Origin of the sequence: Thiomicrorhabdus sp. Milos-T2 (assembly GCF_000702325.1) — a bacterium.
In the GTDB taxonomy this organism is placed as follows: domain Bacteria; phylum Pseudomonadota; class Gammaproteobacteria; order Thiomicrospirales; family Thiomicrospiraceae; genus Thiomicrorhabdus.
The window spans coordinates 1662450-1683239 of record NZ_KL370891.1 but is presented as its reverse complement, the minus strand read 5'-3'; the positions used below and the strand labels follow the sequence as shown (position 1 = coordinate 1683239).

Sequence of the window (20790 nt, the reverse complement as noted above, 5' to 3'; positions counted from 1 at the left end):
CGATTTCTGTGTTGCTTCCTGAGTCGTGTACTTTAGGTACACTTCCCCAGAAAGCGCCTTGAACTCGAACAAACTAATTCCTTTTTGATTAAGAGCCAGCTTTACGCTGGCTTTTTTGTTTTTATGGGCTTGTTTTGCCAATCTCTGCGTTGGATTCAAACTCGTTTACTTGTTGTAAACTTCGTTAGAATCCGCCTTGACCTTGACAAAAACGCTCGCTAAAAATGGTTTGTTTTAAAACCCTGTAAATCTTTTAGGTTTATGGGGTTTTTTATTGCCTTGTGGTTAGGATTTGAAAATTGACAAGCCTGCTTGTTTTGCGAATTTCTGCGTTGTTTTAAGCGTCACTTAGTTTACTAAGCTTTAGCATTAACCGCCTTGACCTTGACAAAAACGGTCGCTAAAAACTTTAGTAAAAGAGAACCGGCTTTCGCCGGTTTTTTTGTACCTGATTTTTGCGTTTTTTTCTGAGTCGGTATACAAAGTACACTGCACTCAGCAAGTGCATTGAACTAGAATAAACTATTTCCTTTTTAGGCACAGGAGCCAGTATTTTGCTGGCTTTCCTTGTTTTAAAGAGTCATTAGGCCTGGTGCTGAATAAGTAGTTCAAATGATTATAGCGAGGGCGTAAGGTTGGAGTATTCTATGAATGGAAGCAGTTAATGACAGCTTGAACCGCTTCTTCAGGGTTGGTTAACTCGGTTGTATAGGCGTTAATTTGATCTTTAGCCAAACGTTGTTTTAAACCGTCTCCTAAGCCTTGGGTGATAAAGGCGTTAATACCGTTTAAAGGATGTTGAGGGTTCTTTGATAAAGGGCCTGAAAAATTTTTGAATACTTGTTCTTTACTAAGCTTAATATGGTACTGATTCATAATTTCACCATCTTCAACTTCAAAAATTAAATAACCAGGGCATTTACCTGCATGACCTGCGATTGTTTTTGCATTAGGGCTTGTGATAGCTATTTTCATATTTATATCCTTGTGTATTTTAGAACAGTGCGTCTAGAGGGCTGTTGCGAAGTGGTTTGTTGTCATTACCTATGGTAACAACGGTAGTTTTTGCAATCGCCATCAGTGCCTGTGTTTGTGTGTTGTATATTTTCTGTAGAAAACAAACTTTTAACCGAGATATTTTTTCTGGCTCAACGGTAATTTGAAATTGATCATGCGCTTTTAAGGAGGCTTTATATTCAATCTCTATTTTTGCGACCATTAGATAGATACCTTGTTTCGCTAACACTGCAAAATCAATATTGTGATGCAGTAAAAAACGGTGGCGAGCATGCTCAAAATAGTGCTGATAATGAGCATTGTTCACCACGCCTTGAATATCACATTCATGGTCCCGAGCATCCATTTTTAAACTGAATATATTAGTGTTTGTCATTACAAATCTGCTTCAGATATACGGCTTTTACCGTTTTAGCTAAGAAGTTGAGAATTAAAACAAACAGCACTACATGGATGGCTATGGCGATATAAAGATAAAAATTGGAATGTGCGACTTGCGCCATTTTATAACTGGCAATTGCCATTGCTGCTAAGGGGAAGGTATATGCCCACCAGGACAAAGCAAATGACAGTTTAATAAATTTTCCAACTGATACCATCATGAGTAAAGTCATAGATAAGCCAAAAAAGTATAAGACCATTCCAAACTGATTAAGTTCGTGATTGTTTAACGCTAAGTAGGAGATAAATCCAACCGCTGGCGGTGCAATAAAGATGAATAGTGTTGGAATTAATCTTTCTTGTATGGGGGCGTGAAAAATAATTCTATTCACTAATATTGACTTAACAACCAGCCAAAAAATGATTCCGATAGAGAAAAAGAACCAACTTAATTCAATGGGAGCATGGTGAACACCAGCAATTGGCACAATGATGTTACCAACAATTGGGATGAACCAGGCCGGGTTAGAGTGCTCTGGCGTAAAGAAGTCATGATGTACCCAGTTATAAAGTACCCAGTAGGTTAGTGAAAGTTGTAATGCTGCCCCGATAATCCATGTGTATTGAGATATTTCAATGTAACCCAAAGCATAAAAAGCGATACTCAATAACAATAAGCTAATGCTGATTGTTGGAACAAAGTTCATTTTAACAGGGTGTTCTAATTCAGCAATGACTTCTTTAGGAAAGCGCATGACTTTATAGCTGTACATTAAAATTAAAATCACCATTAACACTAAAGTAAATACGAATGAAATTTTAGAAAATATTGCCGTGGTTTCATAAACTTGAGCTAAGCTTATAAAGGCAATGCTTAAGCCTGTTAGCCCCATAATCATGCCAAAAAAACTAGCAGGAAAGTAGGCTAGGTTTTGTAATCTTTCAATCATGTTTCTTCCTTTGTTAAAGTTCTTAATACTGCGTTTTGTTTAGTAGTTTTGCTTTAAAGACAAAACTACCAAATGGGATGAGTGAAGCGATGAAACCTATTAAGCCATGGCTTGCTTTTAGTTGAGATTTAGCCACTGCAATAACGATTGTTAAATTAAAGACTATAAACAATATACCGTGGATTGGTCCAATTATGGATACGGCTTCTGGCATGTCTAACATCCGTTTTAAAGGAACGGCAATGAACAGGAGTAGTAAGAGGGATGAGCCTTCAAGTAAGGATAAGGTTCTTAATGTTTTCATAGGATTCTCATGTTTGTAAATCGTTTAATAACCTTATGATTAGAAAGGCATTATCAGGGGTTATAACCAAAAAAACCTCTCAAAACAGTTGTTCTGAGAGGCGACTTTTAGGAGAGTCTAGTTGAAGCGAGTGTAAATAAATTTAAACTGCAACTACCGTCATGGTACTTAACCACCACATTAATGCAATTGAACCAAACGTTAATATTAGACCCCAAATAATTGCTTTGATACCATTCATAACCTTGTCCTTTTATTTACTTAGAGATGCATAGTAATCCGCAAGTGCATGGATTTCTTCATCGGTTAAGTCATGGGTAAACTGCCCCATACCTTGGTTAATATCGTTGGTACGATGTTTGATTTTATAGGCTTTCATGGTGCGAATAAAGTAATGGGCAGTCTGTCCCGCGAGAGCAGGTGTGATTTCATTACCTTCACCATGAACACCGTGGCAGGATGCGCAGGGTGTAATCATTCTTTTCACATCGCCTTTTCTGACCAAACGCTCAGTTGAAGAGGATAAAGCCTGTGCTGGCGCTTTAGACTGCAAAGTTTGTTCGGCATAAAAATAGGCTAAGTCAGCCATATCCTGCTGTGTCAAACTTTGGGCTGCGGCAATCATCACTGCAGATTTACCATGACCTTCATTACGTAAACCAGATTGATAGTCCTTTAAGGTTTTAAAGGTGTAGTCAATGTTGTTCCCTGCAAGGCTTGGCGCATTACGTGAGGGGGCGACACCGTTTTCACCGTGACAAGTCATACACAAGGCTTGTTTATGTAATTCTGCCCCTTTTGAAATATTTCCATTAGGAATATTATTTTGTGTTTGGTGCCACTGTTGTAATGTCCATGCTTGCGCTTGTGGCGCGGCGTGTTCATTGGCAGATGCTAATTGGGTAAACCCAGTTGTGAGTGCTAAGGCACTAATTAATAAAGTTTTCTTCATTTTGTGCTCCTTAGCTATAGATGTCTTTACGGAAAGTACGTTGCCAGTTTTTCGCCACTTCAGCACGAATATGACGATAAAATGGGTTTTTTGTCGGATCAGACATGATATAGCTTTCTTCAAAAGGCTTGTTGTTCCCCGCATATCGGAAAGTTTCTGCAACGGTCATTCCCCAATCGTCTGCAGCCAACGCCACACAGTTATTGGTAATAAACGGCGTTCCAATATCTTTGCCTGTCAATTCAGCGTGAATTGCTTTAGTGACGACCTTGGCTTGGTTACTGGCAATATAGCCTGTTTTAGGCATGGGGTCAGCGGCGGCGGAATCCCCAATGATATACACGTCTTTATCCCGTTTAGTTGAGAAGTCTTTTGAGTTAAATGGTGCCCAATCACCTTCAGACAAGCCATTCATTCGCACGAAAGAACCGGCCATTTCTGGTGGGATGATATTAATGACATCCCCTTTGTGAACCTGTCCGTTAGCCGTTGTTAGGGTACGGTTTTTGGTATCTAATTTGGTGACATGACCACCCGATTTTTTAGAAATCCATTCGATGCGCGCATCAGGAGTGCCTAGTCCATGCATTTTTTCCCAGTAATCAAGATAGACGTCATGGAAAATAAAGTCATCTTTTGAATCTAAAATAATCACCTTAGCCGTTGGGTTGACGGTTTTTAATTTATTAGCGATAAAAGAGGCACGCTCGTAAGGGGCGGGAGGGCAACGATAAGGGTCAACCGGTGAAGTAATCAACACGGTGCCACCTTGTGGAAGCGCGTTAATTTGATCTCTTAATACCAGTGTTTGTGGTCCAGCGTGCCAAGCGGCAGGGAAGTTGCCTTCTGCCAATTGTTTACTGAAGCCTTCAACGGCATCATATTTAAAGTCTGGGCCAGGAGAGACGATTAGCTTGTCGTAAGATAAAACATCTCCTTTGGCGAGTTTCAGCTTTTTGGCCGCATAATCAATTTCAGTCGCTCGATCTTGAATGATATTGACCGCATAGCGTGATTTCAAGGTGTTGAAATCAACCGTTAGACTTTCAAGAGTATCAAAGTCTGCAACCACTTCATTACTGCCTGGACAAAAAATGTATTTTGGCTCTGGTTCAACAATGGTGATGCGAACGTCAGGGTTAAGTAATCGCATATATTTGGCGGAAGCCGCACCCCCCACACCACCTCCAACAATAACAATGTGTGCACTTTTACTGGCAAAGGCCAAGCTTGATGCACCCATTAAGCCAGTACTCAAGGCTGTGGTACCAAAAAGTTTAATCAGGTCGCGTCGTGTTATTTTATTCATGACTGTGCTCCTCTGCATGCTGCTTGATTGACTTGTTCCAATCTGGACGAGTCCATTGTTCAGGTTTTTGCTTGGCAAAGAAATCTCCCATTGCCTCAATCTCTTCATCAGAAAAAACGTGGGCGACGTCATGCATCACAATCGATGGAAACTTATTTTCACGATATTCTTTCATCAATTTGATGAAGTTGTTCTTGTCCATACCGGCTAGAGGCGGCATGGCTTCATTAAATTCTGCGCCGTTAGTCCCGTGGCATGCTGAACAGTTATCGCCCAGCATTTCTGCTGAAGGCATAGGGTATTCAGCGCGTAGCTTTGCGTTTTCTTCTGCAGAAATGCCGCCCGTTAGCGCAAAGCTAGCCGGTGCTTGCAGCATGCAAGTAAGACCAGTCACGGCACTTAATAATAGTAATTTTTTCATAATCCGTTCCTTTTCCTATCTTGCCCACACATAAAAACCAACAACAAAGAACTGCAATACCCAAAGGGCAACAATCCAGATGGAAAGCGTTCCCAGTCTGTTAACAAAGGCACTTGGTGTATAGACACCCACCGTTTGACCGGCTTTCCAAGCAACGGTTAGGAAGTAAGAAAGTACCACGCCACCCACAATGGCAAAGGTTAAGAAGAACATTCCTGTTGAATACCAGTCCATTACAATTTTATAATCCATGAAATCGTAGTGGAAGAAACCATTTAGGATGTCGTAACGTAGCATTTCGCGAACGATTGCAATGGTTAAGCCAGCGACCAATGCAATTGGCAGCGCCATGTAACTACACATGTTGTATGAGCTACCATTAAGACGAATGGCTGACCAAATAGCAGGTAGAAGCACAGCAACACCGCCTAAGATTCCCCAAAGAGACGTGGCAAAATTCCCTGCTGTTTCAGGAACCGTCATCATCCATGCAACATAAAAAACGAAGGCAATAACCGAACCAATGGCAATCCATTTTTTACCCACATTGGCAGCAAAGTCTAGGTATTCCATATCGGCATCAGCACGTACCATTTTAAAGCGACGATAAGTAACCAACATGCCACCTACCACAGGAATCGCCATGCTGATAAAGAATGCAAAACGCCATAAGTTATATGCATGTAATTTTGTACCAGAATAATCAAGCACGCCATTTTGTTGGTACCAGTCTTTCCAAAGTTCAGGATGCAACATTTGTGATGATAGGCTGTGCATAATAAACCCAACCGTTAGCAACAAGGCAACACTAATCAGCATCCAAGCCTTACCTTTAGGTTCTTTGGTTTTATCTTTTTCTTTGCTATTCATGAAGTAATAACCATACATCGCCCAGTAGGCAAAGATAAGAATAACGATAAACGCGATGACCCATACCGCTGATAAAACGTTAGAGGCATACCAGTTTGGGTCATACACCACTTGCACAAACAGCAAGGGTGCCACGCCAATAACAATGGCTACCGAAACGGAAATCTTAGAAATTTCTAGCATTGCGGCCCCTAAACGACGCCATTTTGCATCATTTTTAAAGGCGCCAAAAATGGTAATGGCTGAAGTTCCTAACATGAGTTGAACAAATAAAATATGTAACGCAAACGTGAGTACCCCTAACCCAACAAAAAGAATGGGGTAAGTGGGGACACCTGCTGGATTACGCAGGGCGTAAAGCATATCAGTGACCTGAGTGACTTGAGAAGCATCCATTATTTCACCTCCTGTGAGATATTTGCAGAGGCAACTTTATCCATTGACATTTTTTCAGCCAATGCACGATTACGGTCGTTCACTTCTTGCTTGATAGCAGCAACGACAGCACCTTGCCCTTGATTTTTATTCATGACTAAATAAGCTGACAATGCTTCGACTTCTGAATCCAGCATTGGCATTTTAGGCATATAAGCGATATTACCCGTTGTTAAAACACCCTTAACATAGTTTTCCATTCGTGCTTGTGTAATGCCTTCTTGGAAGTAACGGTGAAGAGGACGAATCCCTGTTTTACTCGGTGAGTGACAATTAGAGCAGTAAACCATCGCGATATATTGACCTGCTTGGATTTTATTATCAGCAGTCACCGTTTTTAGAGCGTCAGGCGTAAAAGGGTGGGCTTTTAAAATCCCAACTTTTTCAATGGTGGGCAATTGTGATTTAATGTTCATACCTGGCACGTCTCTACCAATCACCTGGTTAGAGTAAACATACTGACCCGCAACCCAAGGTTTACGCATAGATTCACGAGCCGTTTCTTCAGGCCATAAACCGGCAACCAGAATAATCACGGTCATTGCACCGGCAAAGCCTTCAATCAAGACTTGAGGGCGAAGCATGGTAATCACAAAGTAGGTTAAGGTTCCTGCTAATACAGCCATAATACTGGGCACAAAATAGCTTGGTAGACGGTTTTCCATCACCAATAAAGCTTGATCAGGCACGGCGGTTAAATACCATTGGAATAAAAGGGCGCCGGTCACCGTTGAAACAATCCCTAACCAACCCAATTTACGAGCCATCTCTTTCTTAAATGCAGGGTCTTTAATGCCTGCGACAACGATTCCACCGACAACTGCCGTCATGGTGAACATAAAGGCGACACGCATCCCCATTTGAATAAAGGTATTTGTGCCGTAGAAACCGTTTAGATAACCGCCTTCCGTAAACCATTGTTCTTTTCCAGGCAGCATCATGAAAGACAGAATACCCACAATGATAATCATGGTGGCAAAGGATGAAATACCGAAAATTACAGAAATTTTCATATGGGTTTTCTTATCGACTTTACCGACGAGATACACAATCATGTAAACACCGACAACCTCGATAACAAAGAAGACCCATTCAGTCGCCCATTTCCAAACGAACGAATGAATTAAGGCGCCAATTCCATTCGGGCTGGCTACAGTAGTGGAATACCATATGCCTGGGCCCGTAATCGAACCGGCAACATAGGTAAAGACCATTAAGAAAAGACCGTATTTCTTAATAAAATCAATCAGGTCATCACGATCTTCTCGGTAAGCTTTATGAGAGAGATACGCAAACAATAGAGCTGCACCCACTGATGTGTGAGAGGCAAGTACGTGGAATGTTGCAATCAGCGCGACAACCCAGCCAGAACCAACAGTCGGTTCAAACCACGTAGGATAAAGACTAATCAAATCCATGTGAATTTCCTTATTATTAATGGGGTTTATGTAGCATAAACTAAATTTATGTCAGGCGCTGATTGTAAGGAACTAAATGGTAAAATAAAATTCAAAAAAATTTATTGTTGATGATATTAAAATACTTATGATGTTGATTTTTAGTCATTATATTTTAAGAGTGATGCGAAAAAATCACGAGTTTTGAGATTGTTAATTGAATTTAGTGTATTGAAATCAACGAAAGGTAACTTGATTGTAAATCTTTGATATGAAGTCTTTTTTTGAGTAGGAATTGTAAACAAAAGGTGAAAAAATGTTTAGACTTAGCCTAAAAAGTCCGCAACTATTGGGCGGATTTTTTAGGCTGAAGTTAGAGGTTAATAGCCTTTTTGAGTGATAGCCTTTTTATTCATTCATCAGCTCTTGAAAAGGTCTAAATATATTTGGGTAATGTACTATAGGTTTAAATAAAAACTGTTTCATGTTTAAAAAGTAAACTTTATTTAAAAAGTAAACTTTGAATTAGAGTGGGATGAAATTAATGGTTTTAAATCTGTTTCAAATAAGGTTTCAGTTTCCCACTCTTGGTCGCTAATACGAGTAATGACTTGAGCGGTCATTGCTGGGGCATTACCTGTAACAATGGCAAGTCTACCACCCAAATTAAGTTGTTCTTTGTAGCTTTGTGGAACAGTAGGGGTTGAACCTGTTAGTACGATAACATCGTATTTGTGTCCATCTTCCCAGCCATTAGCGGCGTCACCAGACAGGAGCTCAATGTTTTGGTAACTCGCTAATCGGGTTTTTGCATGATTTAAAATATCTTCGTATAGTTCGACACTGGTAACTGATTTACCTAAATTTGCCATGAGAGCTGTTAAGTAACCAGAGCCTGTACCAATTTCTAAGACACAATCATCTTCATCAATATCTAGAGCTTGCAACAGACGGCCTTCAATCTTAGGCGCCATCATGAATTGTTCATGACCAATAGGGAGCTCAATATCTGAATAGGCAAGTTCTTCATTGCCAGCTTCTACAAATAGGTGACGAGGAATATCCATGATTAAATCTAGGATTTTAGGGTCCAAAACATCCCAAGGGCGGATTTGCTGTTCTACCATGAAAAAGCGCGCTTGATCTAGATTCATTGTGTATATCCTTTAGTTAATCTTTTTTTATGGTGCAAGGTTAATCGGTTGATTGAAAGTAACCTTAAAATTAAAACCGAATGATTATATCTAATTACGTCAATTTTATAAATGTTTGTTAGATGAATTACCATCGTATTCTCTATAAAATAGATGTTTTTATGGGTATCATGACCAAATTACCTATTCAAAATATATTAAGAGACGGTTAAATTGAACCAAAACTATATTGATTATAAAAATCAAAAATCACCTTTTATAAGCTATAAAGAGTCTGATTTAAAACCTTATCAAAAACTTGAAAAAATGCAAAAACTACCAGGCCTGTATGAAGACAGTAGTAGTGATATTTGGTTAATAGAGGGGCTTGAATATATTGATAGATTGAAAGGTGTGAAGTCTGCCGTTGTTAAAGCTTATAACAAGCAAGCTACGGCGACTGATTTTTGGTTGGGTATGGATGCGTTATTTGGTTTGACTTTGTGTCAGTCCTACCAAAATGCGCATTTTAGTTATCCATATTTGTCGCAAATTACTCATTTACGTATTCCTTGTGTCTTCGATTCTCTAAATAGCAAACAAGCCTGTGCGGTGGTTTTGGAAAAACTTCCTGGAGAATTTTTATCGGGTACTAGGGTGAATAATGATACGGTCAAACAATTGAGCCAATTTATGGCTGACTCGCATAGCCATGCAGTCGAAAATATTGGTTTGATTTCAAGTAGAGAACATTCAGCAAACACTCGTAATCAATTAGAAGATTGGCAAGCACGTATAAAACTCACAATTAATAAGCTGGCTAACTCGCTAAATGATAATTTTGATTCGACATCAAAAAAGGCAGGATATATAAAAGAGTCTATAGAAGGGGTTAGTAATATATCGTTAAGTAAAATTGTACCGTTAATGATGGATTTGAGATGGGATCAGTTTGCTGAAGAAAATGGGGTTGTAAAGGGTATCTACGATTTAGATTGTTTCGTGTTTGCTCCGATAGAATTAGATTTTATTATTTTAGAATATTTATTAACGACCGAGCAGTTAACAATATTTGTTGAGCAGTATGCTAAAGCAATGAACGACAAGGCTTATATTCCTGATTTAACTGAGGTACGAAACGTTTATAGAGTGTTATTATTTTTAATGAATGTTTTAGGTGAAGAAGATATTGAAAAATGGATGGCTCAGCCGTGTTTTTTTAATGGAAATCACGGCTAAGTGGCTTTAGGTTGATATTTAATGAATTTGCAGTTTCTTCCAGTTTAAATACCCATAAACAGCAAGTATTAGATATACGCCAAACATAATGATGGTGACATAAAATCCTGTCTGCCAGTAAAGTGCAATAGCAAAACTATCAATCACTATCCAATAAATCCAATTTTCAATCACCTTACGAGCCATAAGTACGGTTGTCATGACTGAAAACACCATAACAATGGCATCTAAATAAGGTAACCGAGTATCCGCAAAAGAAGCTGAATAATAGCCAATTAATCCAGAAGTTACCAGGCCTGATAGAATGTAGATAATATGAAACTTTAAAGGACGACGACTAATCTCAACCGTATTATCTTCTTGCCCATTTTTTCTCCATAAAATAAAGCCATAAACCGCCATCGCCATATAGTAAAAATTCAAAAGGGCTTGCATAGGAAGTTGGCCTTCCCAAAACAATACCGTATAAATAACCGTGCTAGCTAAAGCCGCAGGCCAACACCAAATAGACTCTTTAGCCGCTAAAATGACATATAAAATCCCCAAGCTTGCTGCTAACCATTCCCAACCCGATTGAGCTAAAGCCGCTTCAATGATTGCAGTGAGTAATGAATTATCCACAAGAATCAATTACTGCCTTTTCACGGTCAGTACCAATTAACTTAATAACAAAAATGGTTTCAGGAATTTGTTCTAATACGTTTAAAATTTCAGTATTAAGCGTGCTCATCACATCTTGGTATTCTCCGTATATATGAGTTGACATACTGTTACGTTGTACAGAAACATTAGGATGTTGTTCTAATGCATCGATAAAATCGATAATCGGTTGGCAGTATTCTTCACGGAGAGGGTACATACTAATATCTACAGAGGTTTTCATATTTGTTCTCTTTATTTTTATTAGACTTTTTGTCTTTTAGAAGTTTAATCTCAGAAGGTTAAATTTTTAATTTTTGCGCCTTCACGACGACAAAGGTGCCTTGGTCATGGCCAGGTAAAATATCGGTGGGGGCGTGTTTGTCTGAAGAGGGTAACACAGTCTGCACCGATTCCATGATTTCAAATTCAGCGGCCTTTAAAAATTGGCTGATGTCGTTAAAGCCATAAAAAGTGGCGTCACAAAAAAAGGGATCATTGTGCTTATTGGCTTCATAGAGTTTGCCCAATTCAGAGTTTTTTTCTAAATAGGCAATCACAATCGCACCTTGGTCGCTAATGACTCTGGCCGCTTCTTGATAAGCCCTTTCAGGTTGGTCCAAGAAACAAGTCGAGGTCACAAAGACAGCGAAATCGAATTCATTGTCCTCAAAAGGTAAGGTTTCCGCCACCCCTTTGACCATATTTAGCCCGCGGTTTATTGCTATTTCACGCATGGCATCAGCCGGTTCTAACCCGGTGCGAATATCAAGTGGCAGGGTAAAACGCCCGCTACCGGCGCCAATTTCAATTCCTTTGCCAGATGGAAGCAATCTTTTTAAAGCATCAATTTCCGCTTGATAAAGCGCTGGGTTTTCATCAAACCAAGCATCATAACTCGAAGCATTGGCTTCATATCCTTGGGTATTTGGCATCATGTACTCCTAAATTTTAGGGAAAAATCTAGAGATCTTTGCACGAGCATATTCTCGTGTAAAGGTCTCTTAGTGACACCCGCCAGACAGCTTAATCACAAAAACACTTTTGGGTATCACCCGTAAAGTCTTGCCCATTTCAGCTTCTAATAAGGGCATGATGACACCATAATCCCCAAAAATAAAACTACTCATCTTGCCATACTCCACTTCAAGCGAAGGGTGTTGACTTAAGCGAGTTAAAAACTCTGAAATAGGTTGACGATATTCCTGGCGTAACGGGTAATAGCTAATTTCAACAGAAATTTTCATGGGGGCATCCTGAAATAAAAAATCACCTTAATTGGTGATTTTTTAATATTTAAATAACCTTGTTTAGAAGAAGGCTCTAGCCGTGATTCCAAATTGTCTAGGGTCACCTAATTTTATATAGGTTTCTTCTATGCTATAAGTCGGTTCATTGGCGAAATGAAAACCTCTAGTCGCATAACGCTCGTCAGTTAAGTTTTTGCCCCAGAGGTAAACTTCCCAGTCATTTCCTTCATAGCCCACTCTTGCATTGTAAATGGCATAGGCAGAAGACTTTTCAGGATGGGAGTTGCTGAAATAAAAACTGTCCATGCCCTGTGTGTCGACTCTAAGGAAAATGCCTTGGTTGCCTCTATATTGTGCGCCAAGTGTATATTGATAACTGGGGGCGTGGGCTTGGTCTCTATCAGATATTTCTGTCAGAACGCCAGATTTTGAAGTGCCTTTGATATCAGTTTGTAACAAGCCTAAAGCGGCAAAAATTTTGTAATTGGGTTTGGGTGTCCAATCTATACTTGCTTCTAAACCATAGTTGGTAGCAGAATCAAAATTTTCTTTATAGAAAACATAGTTAGTACCAACGTATGTATAGCCATCAAACTGTGGGTTCTGTCTGTCCATGTAAAATAAGCTGATGTTTGTTTTTAGCTGGTTGTTGGACAAGCTGGCTTTATGACCAATTTCGTAGTTCATAAGGGTTTCACTTTCGAACTGAATTAAGTTGCTCTCTGTTGGAGCTAACCCGGTGTTAAAACCGCCAGCCTTATACCCACGAGAAATGCTCGCATAGGCTTGGCTGTGATTATCGATTTGTTTGCTAAGACTTAATCCGCCACCCCAAAGCACGTCATCAGGTGAATAGTTTTCATTGTTGTTATCAGAATAGGTCATGCTTTGTTTTTCAATTCTAAGGCTAGGAGAAAGTGTCCAGCCTTTTTGAAAGTCTATGTCTAACTGACCATAAGTCGCCATTTTATTTAAGGTATAGTCACTGATTAAGTTTGTACCGTAATTGTCTGTTGTGTGATTGTTTTCGTCGAGTTTGGAACCATAAAAACCAATTAACCAGTTTGTTGTTTGATTAAAAATTCGAGATTTAGGGGTCGAGACAAATCTTAAATCCTGAGTGAGGGTTTGACGTTCTTTTTCGTTCGCAAAAAAGTAGGTGTTGTCTCCCGTAGTATGATAACCCGGATAAACCCAGTCGCCATCATAACTATATAACATGTCAGAATTTGCAATCGCGGTGGTGCTTTCAATTAAAAAGTTGGGGTTTGCCTTTGATTTTAACTTGAATGCTGCCGCAGAACTTCTTTGGGTATCTTTTCCAGGTTCATCTGACAGCGTCGTCAAGGTATTGTCTAAAGACCAAGCATCATAGCCATTGTCTAGATTGGCGTGCATCAAGGTTAAGTCAGCTTGTGTATCGTCATCTGGAAAAAAACGAAACTTGGCTCGGGCATTTAATTCATCATGACCGTTGGTATCACTTTTCCCAAGGGTGGCATTATGTCGAAAACCATCATCCTGTGTTTTTTGAATCGCGATTCTATATTGAGGTGCCTTGTCATCTTTCGAAAATGCCCCAGTTGTCATGATCCCCACTTGGCGAAGGCTGTCTTGTCCAACCGTTGCTTCAACCGAGCTTTCTCTTTCTGCTTGGGGATCGTTGGTTTGGATGTTAATTAAACCGCCCAAAGCACTCGCGCCATAGCGAGTTGATTGAGGGCCTCTAAGTATTTCAACTTGTTTGGTATCAAATAGATTACCTGTCATTCCTATACCACTAAAATCAATATCGTCAATGGCAAAGCCGATACTAGAATTTGGTGAGCCAGTATATTCACTTCTTTCACCAATACCCCGAATTTGAATATGTCTGGCACGAGAAGATTCACCAGAAATATTAACATTTGGCGTTTTCAGTAGAATATCTTCAATGTGCTCCGCACCTTGGTCTAAAATTTCAGGTTCTTCGGTCACTGAGACGCTCGCGGCAATTTCTTGAGTAGAGGCGTTGCGTAAATCTGCACTCACCGTAACAGGTTTTAGTTCGGTTGCCGCTATGGCAGGTTGAGAGAGGGCGAGGCCGATGGCCAATGAAAGGGGCTTGCGTTGTAGCATTTTTGTTCCTTTTAAAATGTTTAAAAGGACAGGACTCACAGGGAATTTTTGCAGCTGCCTAAGTTTTTTAAACTTGGCAAACAGTCCCTGTAATCAGCCTGTCCCTACGCCAGTATTAACTGGATCAGGTTCATAGGGTTGTTTAAAAAACTCTCAGGCATACTTAATAATTTAAGCAACCACCCCTAGGCAATTGCAAGTTATTATGCCTGTTTTCGCTTAAAAATCAATCTTATTTTTATAGGCTTATAAAAAAATGGGGTTTTACTGTGTTAGGAGTTTTAGGTTGATTTCGGGTTAAAAACAGAGGAATAAACTTGCGGATGTTTGTAGAGGTGGGTAGTATTTCTTATTAATTGTATTTATTTGTATTTTTTTACGGCTGTTTTTATTGTCTCCAGCGCTAATTTTAAGTAAATTTTATATAGGATTTTTTATGTCAGCCACAGCTAACCCCAATGTTAGTCGAGCCATTATAGAAAGGCTTAAGGCTCTGGATGATTTGCCACATTTTCCAGATGCCTTGGTTAAGCTAGAGCGTGCAATTTCAAGTGATGAAGCCCTAGAGCTTAAAGATATTGTTCAGCTTATTGCGCAAGACCCTAGGTTAGCCGCGGGTTTAATTGGTGTGGTGAACACGGCTAAATATTCAACAGGGGTGCCAATTGCAGATTTGTCTGAAGCCATTGTTAGGGTTGGGATTAAAGATGTTCGTGTGATGGCGCATGCTATCAACTATAAATCTTCATTTAAATCCAAGCCACCATTTAGTGAAAAGCATTTTATGAAGCACGCAATGCTTTCAGCGTTTGTGGCTCAAAAGTTAGCTAAAAACCTTCATATTGATACAGGGGAGGCTTTTTTATCAGGGTTAATGCGAGATATTGGTATTTACTTGTTGGCCATTGAAGATCGTGAGAAATATTTAGAGGTCATTAGATTGGCTGATTACCAAATAGATAAGCTACCCCAGTCTGAAAACAAAGTGTTTGGTACTTATCATGCATTGATGAGTGCTCGGTTGTTGCAACAGTGGAAGTTTCCTAAAGGTGTGATTATGGGGGTGGCTTTTCATCATACTCCATCTAAAGCGGAACCCGCTTTTCAGGCAAATGCCTATTTAACCTTTTTATCAGAACAAGGGGTTTTTAGAGCAGGTTATGAGAATGGAATAGCTGATCTTACGGATGAAGAGCGCGAGGCACCTTCAGAAGCATTATTAAATGCGTTGGAGTATTTTGGGTTAGCAATTGAAAGTTATGATGAATTAATTCATGAAGCGATTGATGAGGCTCAATCAATGGGGATGTAATATGTCTCTAATGAAAGGCGCTTTTCAAAAGTTGGTGAATGTATAAGAAATTTAGAAGATTATTGCCTAAATAAAGTTAAACCGTTTTACTGAAATTTTGTTTTACGCTTGATTTGTATAAAGTTCTTAGTTGATATTAATTCTTTTAAGTCATTAATTTAAAGCACCAGGCCTGGTGCTTTTTTTGTTTATAAGGTTTTAAATTGAGTTTTAATTGATTAAGGCGTTATAAAAGTTTTATGCCTGGGCTAAAAATTTATTTATTTACGTCAGTAAAATGCTAAAATAGCGGGCTTAATTTTTTAACGATGTAATTATCACAGATAAGAGAATAAATCGATGCCAATCATTACGTTACCAGATGGTTCTACTAAACAGTTCGACGACGCTATTTCAGTTATGCAAGTGGCTGAAAGTATTGGAACGGGACTTGCAAAAGCGACGGTAGCGGGGCGTGTTAACGGCCAGTTGAAAGATGCGTGCGACTTGATTACAGAGGATGCATCGTTAGAGATTGTTACCATGAGAGATGAAGACGGCGTTCATATTATGCGTCACTCTTGTGCGCACTTATTGGGGCATGCATTAAAGCAATTGTTTCCCGATGTAAAAATGGCAATTGGACCGGTTGTTGATAACGGTTTTTATTATGACATTGATATGGATTACAAAATTACGCCAGACGATTTAAAGCAAATTGAAAAGCGTATGCAAGCCTTAGCAAAAACTAAATATGCTGTTGTTAAGAAAATGCTTTCACGCGAAGAAGCCATCGCAACCTTTGAGGCTCGTGGTGAAGACTATAAATTAGAATTAATTCGTGACTTACCAGATGAAACAGAATTTGGATTTTATTTTCACGAAGAATACGTTGATATGTGCGTAGGGCCTCATGTTCCTAACATGGGTTTTATCAAAGCACTTAAGTTAACCCATGTGGCGGGAGCTTATTGGCGTGGTAATTCAGATAACAAAATGCTGCAACGTATTTACGGTGTGGCTTTCCCAGATAAACAATCATTAAAAGATTACTTACATATGATGGAAGAGGCTGAAAAGCGTGACCATCGTAAGTTAGGTAAAACATTAGATTTATTTCATGTTGAAGATTTAGCTCCAGGGATGGCTTTTTGGCATCCTAAAGGTATGACTTTATACCGCATCGTTGAAGAGTATATGCGTGGGCAGTTAGTTGAAAATGACTATGACGAGATTCGTACACCATTTATTTTAGATCGCTCGCTATGGGAAAAATCAGGTCACTGGGATAAATTTAAAGACAATATGTTCACGACAGAAACCGATAACCGTGATTATGCGGTTAAACCAATGAACTGTCCTGGACACATACAGGTATATAACCGTCACTTAACGAGTTATCGTGATTTACCAATTCGAATAGCAGAATTTGGTACTGTACATCGTAATGAGCCTTCTGGAACATTACACGGCTTAATGCGTGTACGTTCGTTTACACAAGATGACGCTCATATTTTCTGTACAGAAGAACAGATAAAAGAAGAGGTTCAAGCCTGTATTGATTTGGTGTTTGAAACCTATGCTGATTTTGGATTTGATAACATTGCGGTTAAATTCTCAACACGCCCAGAGCAACGAGTAGGTGCTGATGCGGTATGGGATTTAGCTGAAAAAGCACTTGAAGATACTCTTAAAGATGCGGGTCTTGATTATAAATTACAGCCTGGTGAAGGTGCGTTTTACGGCCCTAAGATTGAATTTCAATTAAAAGATTGTATTGGTCGTGTTTGGCAGTGTGGAACGATTCAGCTAGATTTTTCAATGACTCAAGCAGAACGCTTAAATGCTGTTTACATTGGACAAGATAATGAAAAACATCATCCTGTTATGATTCACCGTGCAATTTTAGGTTCACTTGAACGTTTTGTTGGTATTTTAATTGAACATTATGAAGGACGTTTCCCAACTTGGTTAGCTCCAGTTCAATGTGTTATTGCTCCAATTGCCGACGTCCACAGTGATTATGTGGTTAAAATGACTAAAAAATTGAAAAAACATGGGTTTAGAGTCGAATCGGACTTGAGAAATGAGAAGGTAGGGTTTAAAATTCGCGAACACACAATGCAACGTGTTCCATATATTTTGGTTGTAGGAGACCAAGAAATGGAAAATGATACTGTCAATGTTCGTGCAAGAAACGGAGAAAACCTAGGATCTTATGATTTCGAAGCACTTGTTAGTATGTTAACAACAGACATTGCACAACTTGGTCGAGTCATTGAAGATTAGAAATAATCTTGCTCGAACAAAAATGCATTGAAAAGATTAAATTAACTGGAGGATATAGCTATAGCAATTAGAAGAGGTCGTGGTAGACCGCAACAACCAGAAGCACCAAAAGACAGAATTAACAAAGCAATATCAGGCACTCCTGAAGTGCGACTGATTGATGCGCAAGGCGAACAAGCCGGCGTTGTATCAATTAAGGATGCATTAGCTCAAGCAGCTGAAGCGGGTTTAGATCTGGTTGAAATTACTGCGAAAGCTAATCCACCTGTTTGTAAAATCATGGACTATGGTAAATACCTTTACCAGCAGCAGAAAAAGCAGCATGAAGCTAAGAAAAAGCAGAAGCAAGTCCAGGTTAAAGAAGTTAAGTTTCGCCCAGGAACTGAGGAGGGAGATTATCAGGTCAAACTACGCAACCTGATGAAATTCCTAGAAAAGGGAGATCGTGTCAAGGTAACTATATGGTTCCGTGGCCGCGAAATCACTCATAAGGAACTGGGACTTAAAATGTTGGAACGTGTTAGGGATGATATTCAAGAGGTTGCAACCGTTGAACAAATGCCTAAGATGGAAGGCCGTCAAATGCAAATGATGGTTGCTCCAACAAAGAAAAAGTAATTTTAAGTCGTTTATAACGTTTTAAGTTGCTACACAACAGCTGGGGTTTGTTTATGAGTTTAAACAAATTTCTGGTGCAGCTCCCTCAGTGCTGTTCGTTGTTCCAAGAATGAATCTAAAATAATTTCGGTTATTTGGGTTTAATATAAAACTGAAGTGGCTCAATTTATTGAGTGACACTTAAATGCGGAGTTTCATGCAATGCCAAAGATGAAAACAAATAGTAGTGCTAAAAAGCGCTTCTCAAAAACTGGCTCAGGTCGTTTCAAATGTAAACAATCTCACCTTCGTCATATTCTGACTAAGAAGTCGACTAAGCGTAAGCGTCAACTTCGTTCTGGAAGTATGATTCACGATCACGATGTAGCGATGGTTCGCCGCATGCTACCGTTCGCTTAATTGGAGATTTGAGAAATGGCAAGAGTTAAAAGAGGTGTCATCGCACGCCGTAGACACAATAAAGTATTAAAAGCAGCTAAAGGTTATTACGGAGCGCGTAGCAAAGTATTTCGTGTTGCTAAGCAAGCAGTAATCAAAGCAGGTCAATATGCATACCGTGACCGTCGTACTAAAAAACGTCAGTTCCGTCGTTTATGGATTGCGCGTATTAACGCAGCAGCTCGTATGAACGATATGACATATAGCCGTTTTATTAACGGACTAAATGTTGCCGGTATCGCAGTAGATCGTAAAGTACTAGCTGACATTGCAGTTCATGATGCAGCAGCCTTTACTGCAATCGCTGAAAAAGCAAAAGCAGCATTAGCTTAATTTGCTTACTGGTTTAAGCCAGTAATTTAATAGGGGACTTTGGTCCCCTATTTTTTTTATTCAATTAAGTTTTAACAACTTGAGACCTTTGCACGAGATAGGTGCGAAAGAAAAATAGACGTAAGTACCCCTTGAGGGTAAAAAATTTGCCTGATTCTCGACTTACCCCTTCGGGCGTCGAGTTCTTCGTTTGCGGCGGAAAACGCAGGGAATAGCTAGCTATTCGCAAGGTTTCCAACAAAAATCAGGTGAATTTTAACCATTTTTACTCGTGCATACTCTCGTGCAAAGGTCTCAACTTATAAAATCAGTAGCTAAGTAAGATTTTATTAATCACATGAATTACTTTTCATTTGATTAGTGAAATGTTTCCTATCTATTAAACCGTTTTGGGACATTTATTAAATGCAAGAACGCCTTCAAAATATACTTTCTCAAGCGCAAGAAGCGGTTGCAGAAGTAACTGAATTAAGTAAATTAGACGAGCTTCGAGTTCAATTCCTTGGAAAAAAAGGTGGATTGACCGAAATGATGAAAACATTAGGAAAACTCTCTGCAGAAGAGCGCCCTAAAGCTGGTCAAGTCATTAACGAAGCAAAACAAGCAGTACAAAGTTTATTAAACGCTAAAAAGAAAGAGTTGGATGATGCCAAACTTGCTCAAAAATTAGCGGAAGAAACGATTGATATTACGCTACCAGGTCGAGATGCTGATATTGGAAGTCTTCATCCTGTTACTCGTACTTTAACGCGTATTGAGACTTTATTTGCTAATGCTGGGTTTGATGTTGAAACCGGGCCAGAAATTGAAGATGACTGGCATAACTTTGAAGCGTTAAATATTCCTGAAACGCATCCAGCCCGCGCAATGCACGATACCTTCTATATCAATGAAAACACAGTTTTAAGAACGCATACCTCAGGTGTGCAGATTCGTACAATGGAAAACAAGCAACCTCCTTTAAGAGTGATTGCTCCAGGTCGTGTTTATCGTTGCGATTCTGATCAAACTCATACGCCTATGTTTCATCAGGTTGAAGGGTTAATTATTGAAAAAAATTCAAGTTTTGCACAGTTACGCACCTTAATTATTGAGTTTTTACGTAAGTTTTTTGAAGATGATGAACTTAAAGTTCGTTTTAGACCTTCTTATTTCCCTTTTACAGAGCCATCTGCAGAAGTTGATATTGCCACCAACCTATTTGGTGATGGTCGTTGGATTGAAGTGTTAGGGTGTGGAATGGTTCATCCAAATGTACTCAAAAATGTAGGGATTGACCCTGATGAATATACTGGACTGGCCTTTGGATTAGGTGTTGAACGTTTAGCAATGCTACGTTACAACGTTAAAGACCTACGTCAATTCTTTGAAAACGATTTACGTTTTCTTCAACAGTTTAAATAACC

22 protein-coding genes and 1 riboswitch are annotated in these 20790 nt (G+C 39.3%); of the genes, 7 read left to right on the top strand and 15 right to left on the bottom strand.

Features of this window, described 5'->3' with window-relative positions:
- Nucleotides 1–645 precede the first annotated feature (645 nt).
- From BS34_RS0107705 to BS34_RS0107655, 10 genes are all read right to left on the bottom strand, one after another.
- Complete coding sequence (locus BS34_RS0107705) at nt 646–975, bottom strand: NifB/NifX family molybdenum-iron cluster-binding protein (RefSeq protein ID WP_051640743.1); 330 nt, start codon at nt 973–975, stop codon at nt 646–648.
- Nucleotides 976–994: 19 nt separating this feature from the next.
- A complete protein-coding gene (locus tag BS34_RS0107700) occupies nt 995–1393 on the bottom strand; it encodes an acyl-CoA thioesterase (protein ID WP_029407948.1) in 399 nt (132 codons plus the stop codon).
- Complete coding sequence (locus tag BS34_RS0107695) at nt 1380–2348, bottom strand: SLAC1 anion channel family protein (RefSeq protein WP_029407947.1); 969 nt, start codon at nt 2346–2348, stop codon at nt 1380–1382. The genes BS34_RS0107700 and BS34_RS0107695 overlap by 14 nt, the downstream gene beginning before the upstream one ends.
- 22 nt (nt 2349–2370) lie before the next feature.
- Nucleotides 2371–2652, bottom strand: a complete 282-nt coding sequence (locus BS34_RS0107690) for a DUF3817 domain-containing protein (protein WP_029407946.1) — start codon at nt 2650–2652, stop codon at nt 2371–2373.
- A 253-nt stretch (nt 2653–2905) separates the two neighbouring features.
- A complete protein-coding gene (locus BS34_RS0107680) occupies nt 2906–3604 on the bottom strand; it encodes a c-type cytochrome (RefSeq protein WP_029407945.1) in 699 nt (232 codons plus the stop codon).
- Nucleotides 3605–3614: 10 nt separating this feature from the next.
- Nucleotides 3615–4913 (bottom strand): FAD-dependent oxidoreductase, encoded by a 1299-nt coding sequence (locus tag BS34_RS0107675; RefSeq protein ID WP_038126319.1) that lies wholly within the window; start codon nt 4911–4913, stop codon nt 3615–3617.
- A complete protein-coding gene (locus BS34_RS12975; protein ID WP_158660990.1) occupies nt 4906–5289 on the bottom strand; it encodes a c-type cytochrome in 384 nt (127 codons plus the stop codon). Before BS34_RS12975 ends, BS34_RS0107675 begins: the two co-directional genes overlap by 8 nt.
- Nucleotides 5290–5349: 60 nt before the next feature.
- The gene (locus tag BS34_RS0107665; protein ID WP_029407942.1) at nt 5350–6600 is read right to left on the bottom strand and encodes a hypothetical protein; all 1251 of its coding nucleotides are present in this window, start codon (nt 6598–6600) and stop codon (nt 5350–5352) included.
- Complete coding sequence (locus BS34_RS0107660) at nt 6600–8057, bottom strand: c-type cytochrome (RefSeq protein WP_029407941.1); 1458 nt, start codon at nt 8055–8057, stop codon at nt 6600–6602. The genes BS34_RS0107665 and BS34_RS0107660 overlap by 1 nt, the downstream gene beginning before the upstream one ends.
- 485 nt (nt 8058–8542) lie before the next feature.
- Complete coding sequence (locus BS34_RS0107655) at nt 8543–9190, bottom strand: protein-L-isoaspartate O-methyltransferase family protein (protein ID WP_029407940.1); 648 nt, start codon at nt 9188–9190, stop codon at nt 8543–8545.
- Nucleotides 9191–9403: 213 nt separating this feature from the next.
- Here BS34_RS0107655 and BS34_RS12615 point away from each other — a divergent pair, with 213 nt between their 5' ends.
- The gene (locus BS34_RS12615; protein WP_029407939.1) at nt 9404–10408 is read left to right on the top strand and encodes a hypothetical protein; all 1005 of its coding nucleotides are present in this window, start codon (nt 9404–9406) and stop codon (nt 10406–10408) included.
- Nucleotides 10409–10426: 18 nt separating this feature from the next.
- Here the strand turns inward: BS34_RS12615 and pnuC are convergent, their stop codons facing one another.
- The 5 genes from pnuC to BS34_RS0107625 form a co-directional block, all read right to left on the bottom strand.
- Entirely contained in the window at nt 10427–11029 is a 603-nt protein-coding gene (pnuC, locus tag BS34_RS0107645) for a nicotinamide riboside transporter PnuC (protein WP_051640741.1), read from the bottom strand.
- Nucleotides 11022–11291 (bottom strand): YkoF family thiamine/hydroxymethylpyrimidine-binding protein, encoded by a 270-nt coding sequence (locus BS34_RS0107640; RefSeq protein ID WP_029407937.1) that lies wholly within the window; start codon nt 11289–11291, stop codon nt 11022–11024. Before BS34_RS0107640 ends, pnuC begins: the two co-directional genes overlap by 8 nt.
- A gap of 58 nt (nt 11292–11349) precedes the next feature.
- Nucleotides 11350–11982, bottom strand: a complete 633-nt coding sequence (locus BS34_RS0107635; protein ID WP_029407936.1) for a class I SAM-dependent methyltransferase — start codon at nt 11980–11982, stop codon at nt 11350–11352.
- A 69-nt stretch (nt 11983–12051) separates the two neighbouring features.
- Nucleotides 12052–12294 carry a hypothetical protein gene (locus BS34_RS0107630; RefSeq protein ID WP_029407935.1) on the bottom strand — a complete coding sequence of 81 codons (243 nt, stop codon included), beginning with the start codon at nt 12292–12294 and terminating at the stop codon, nt 12052–12054.
- Nucleotides 12295–12357: 63 nt separating this feature from the next.
- Entirely contained in the window at nt 12358–14415 is a 2058-nt protein-coding gene (locus tag BS34_RS0107625; RefSeq protein WP_029407934.1) for a TonB-dependent receptor, read from the bottom strand.
- An 83-nt stretch (nt 14416–14498) separates the two neighbouring features.
- Nucleotides 14499–14612: riboswitch (TPP riboswitch) on the bottom strand.
- A gap of 239 nt (nt 14613–14851) precedes the next feature.
- Here BS34_RS0107625 and BS34_RS0107620 point away from each other — a divergent pair.
- The 6 genes from BS34_RS0107620 (at nt 14852) to pheS (ending at nt 20788) form a co-directional block, all read left to right on the top strand.
- Nucleotides 14852–15727 carry an HDOD domain-containing protein gene (locus BS34_RS0107620; RefSeq protein WP_029407933.1) on the top strand — a complete coding sequence of 292 codons (876 nt, stop codon included), beginning with the start codon at nt 14852–14854 and terminating at the stop codon, nt 15725–15727.
- 339 nt (nt 15728–16066) lie between these two features.
- The gene (gene thrS / locus BS34_RS0107615) at nt 16067–17995 is read left to right on the top strand and encodes a threonine--tRNA ligase (RefSeq protein WP_029407932.1); all 1929 of its coding nucleotides are present in this window, start codon (nt 16067–16069) and stop codon (nt 17993–17995) included.
- Nucleotides 17996–18061: 66 nt separating this feature from the next.
- Nucleotides 18062–18613 carry a translation initiation factor IF-3 gene (gene infC / locus BS34_RS0107610; protein WP_199774096.1) on the top strand — a complete coding sequence of 184 codons (552 nt, stop codon included), beginning with the start codon at nt 18062–18064 and terminating at the stop codon, nt 18611–18613.
- Between the two features lie 201 nt (nt 18614–18814).
- Entirely contained in the window at nt 18815–19012 is a 198-nt protein-coding gene (gene rpmI, locus BS34_RS12855) for a 50S ribosomal protein L35 (RefSeq protein ID WP_081696406.1), read from the top strand.
- 15 nt (nt 19013–19027) lie between these two features.
- Complete coding sequence (rplT, locus tag BS34_RS0107605; RefSeq protein WP_029407930.1) at nt 19028–19384, top strand: 50S ribosomal protein L20; 357 nt, start codon at nt 19028–19030, stop codon at nt 19382–19384.
- 405 nt (nt 19385–19789) lie between these two features.
- Nucleotides 19790–20788: a phenylalanine--tRNA ligase subunit alpha gene (gene pheS / locus BS34_RS0107600; protein ID WP_029407929.1), complete on the top strand. Its 999-nt coding sequence runs from the start codon at nt 19790–19792 to the stop codon at nt 20786–20788.
- Nucleotides 20789–20790: the final 2 nt, after the last annotated feature.

Excerpts from the sequence above, each read along its gene's own strand:
- BS34_RS0107705 (WP_051640743.1), bottom strand. The coding sequence starts at position 975 with ATGAAAATAGCTATCACAAGCCCTAATGCAAAAACAATCGCAGGTCAT.
- BS34_RS0107700 (WP_029407948.1), bottom strand. The coding sequence starts at position 1,393 with ATGACAAACACTAATATATTCAGTTTAAAAATGGATGCTCGGGACCAT.
- BS34_RS0107695 (WP_029407947.1), bottom strand. The coding sequence starts at position 2,348 with ATGATTGAAAGATTACAAAACCTAGCCTACTTTCCTGCTAGTTTTTTT.
- BS34_RS0107690 (WP_029407946.1), bottom strand. The coding sequence starts at position 2,652 with ATGAAAACATTAAGAACCTTATCCTTACTTGAAGGCTCATCCCTCTTA.
- BS34_RS0107680 (WP_029407945.1), bottom strand. The coding sequence starts at position 3,604 with ATGAAGAAAACTTTATTAATTAGTGCCTTAGCACTCACAACTGGGTTT.
- BS34_RS0107675 (WP_038126319.1), bottom strand. The coding sequence starts at position 4,913 with ATGAATAAAATAACACGACGCGACCTGATTAAACTTTTTGGTACCACA.
- BS34_RS12975 (WP_158660990.1), bottom strand. The coding sequence starts at position 5,289 with ATGCTGCAAGCACCGGCTAGCTTTGCGCTAACGGGCGGCATTTCTGCA.
- BS34_RS0107665 (WP_029407942.1), bottom strand. The coding sequence starts at position 6,600 with ATGGATGCTTCTCAAGTCACTCAGGTCACTGATATGCTTTACGCCCTG.
- BS34_RS0107660 (WP_029407941.1), bottom strand. The coding sequence starts at position 8,057 with ATGGATTTGATTAGTCTTTATCCTACGTGGTTTGAACCGACTGTTGGT.
- BS34_RS0107655 (WP_029407940.1), bottom strand. The coding sequence starts at position 9,190 with ATGAATCTAGATCAAGCGCGCTTTTTCATGGTAGAACAGCAAATCCGC.
- BS34_RS0107640 (WP_029407937.1), bottom strand. The coding sequence starts at position 11,291 with ATGAAAACCTCTGTAGATATTAGTATGTACCCTCTCCGTGAAGAATAC.
- BS34_RS0107635 (WP_029407936.1), bottom strand. The coding sequence starts at position 11,982 with ATGCCAAATACCCAAGGATATGAAGCCAATGCTTCGAGTTATGATGCT.
- BS34_RS0107630 (WP_029407935.1), bottom strand. The coding sequence starts at position 12,294 with ATGAAAATTTCTGTTGAAATTAGCTATTACCCGTTACGCCAGGAATAT.
- BS34_RS0107625 (WP_029407934.1), bottom strand. The coding sequence starts at position 14,415 with ATGCTACAACGCAAGCCCCTTTCATTGGCCATCGGCCTCGCCCTCTCT.
- BS34_RS0107620 (WP_029407933.1), top strand. The coding sequence starts at position 14,852 with ATGTCAGCCACAGCTAACCCCAATGTTAGTCGAGCCATTATAGAAAGG.
- thrS (WP_029407932.1), top strand. The coding sequence starts at position 16,067 with ATGCCAATCATTACGTTACCAGATGGTTCTACTAAACAGTTCGACGAC.
- rpmI (WP_081696406.1), top strand. The coding sequence starts at position 18,815 with ATGCCAAAGATGAAAACAAATAGTAGTGCTAAAAAGCGCTTCTCAAAA.
- rplT (WP_029407930.1), top strand. The coding sequence starts at position 19,028 with ATGGCAAGAGTTAAAAGAGGTGTCATCGCACGCCGTAGACACAATAAA.
- pheS (WP_029407929.1), top strand. The coding sequence starts at position 19,790 with ATGCAAGAACGCCTTCAAAATATACTTTCTCAAGCGCAAGAAGCGGTT.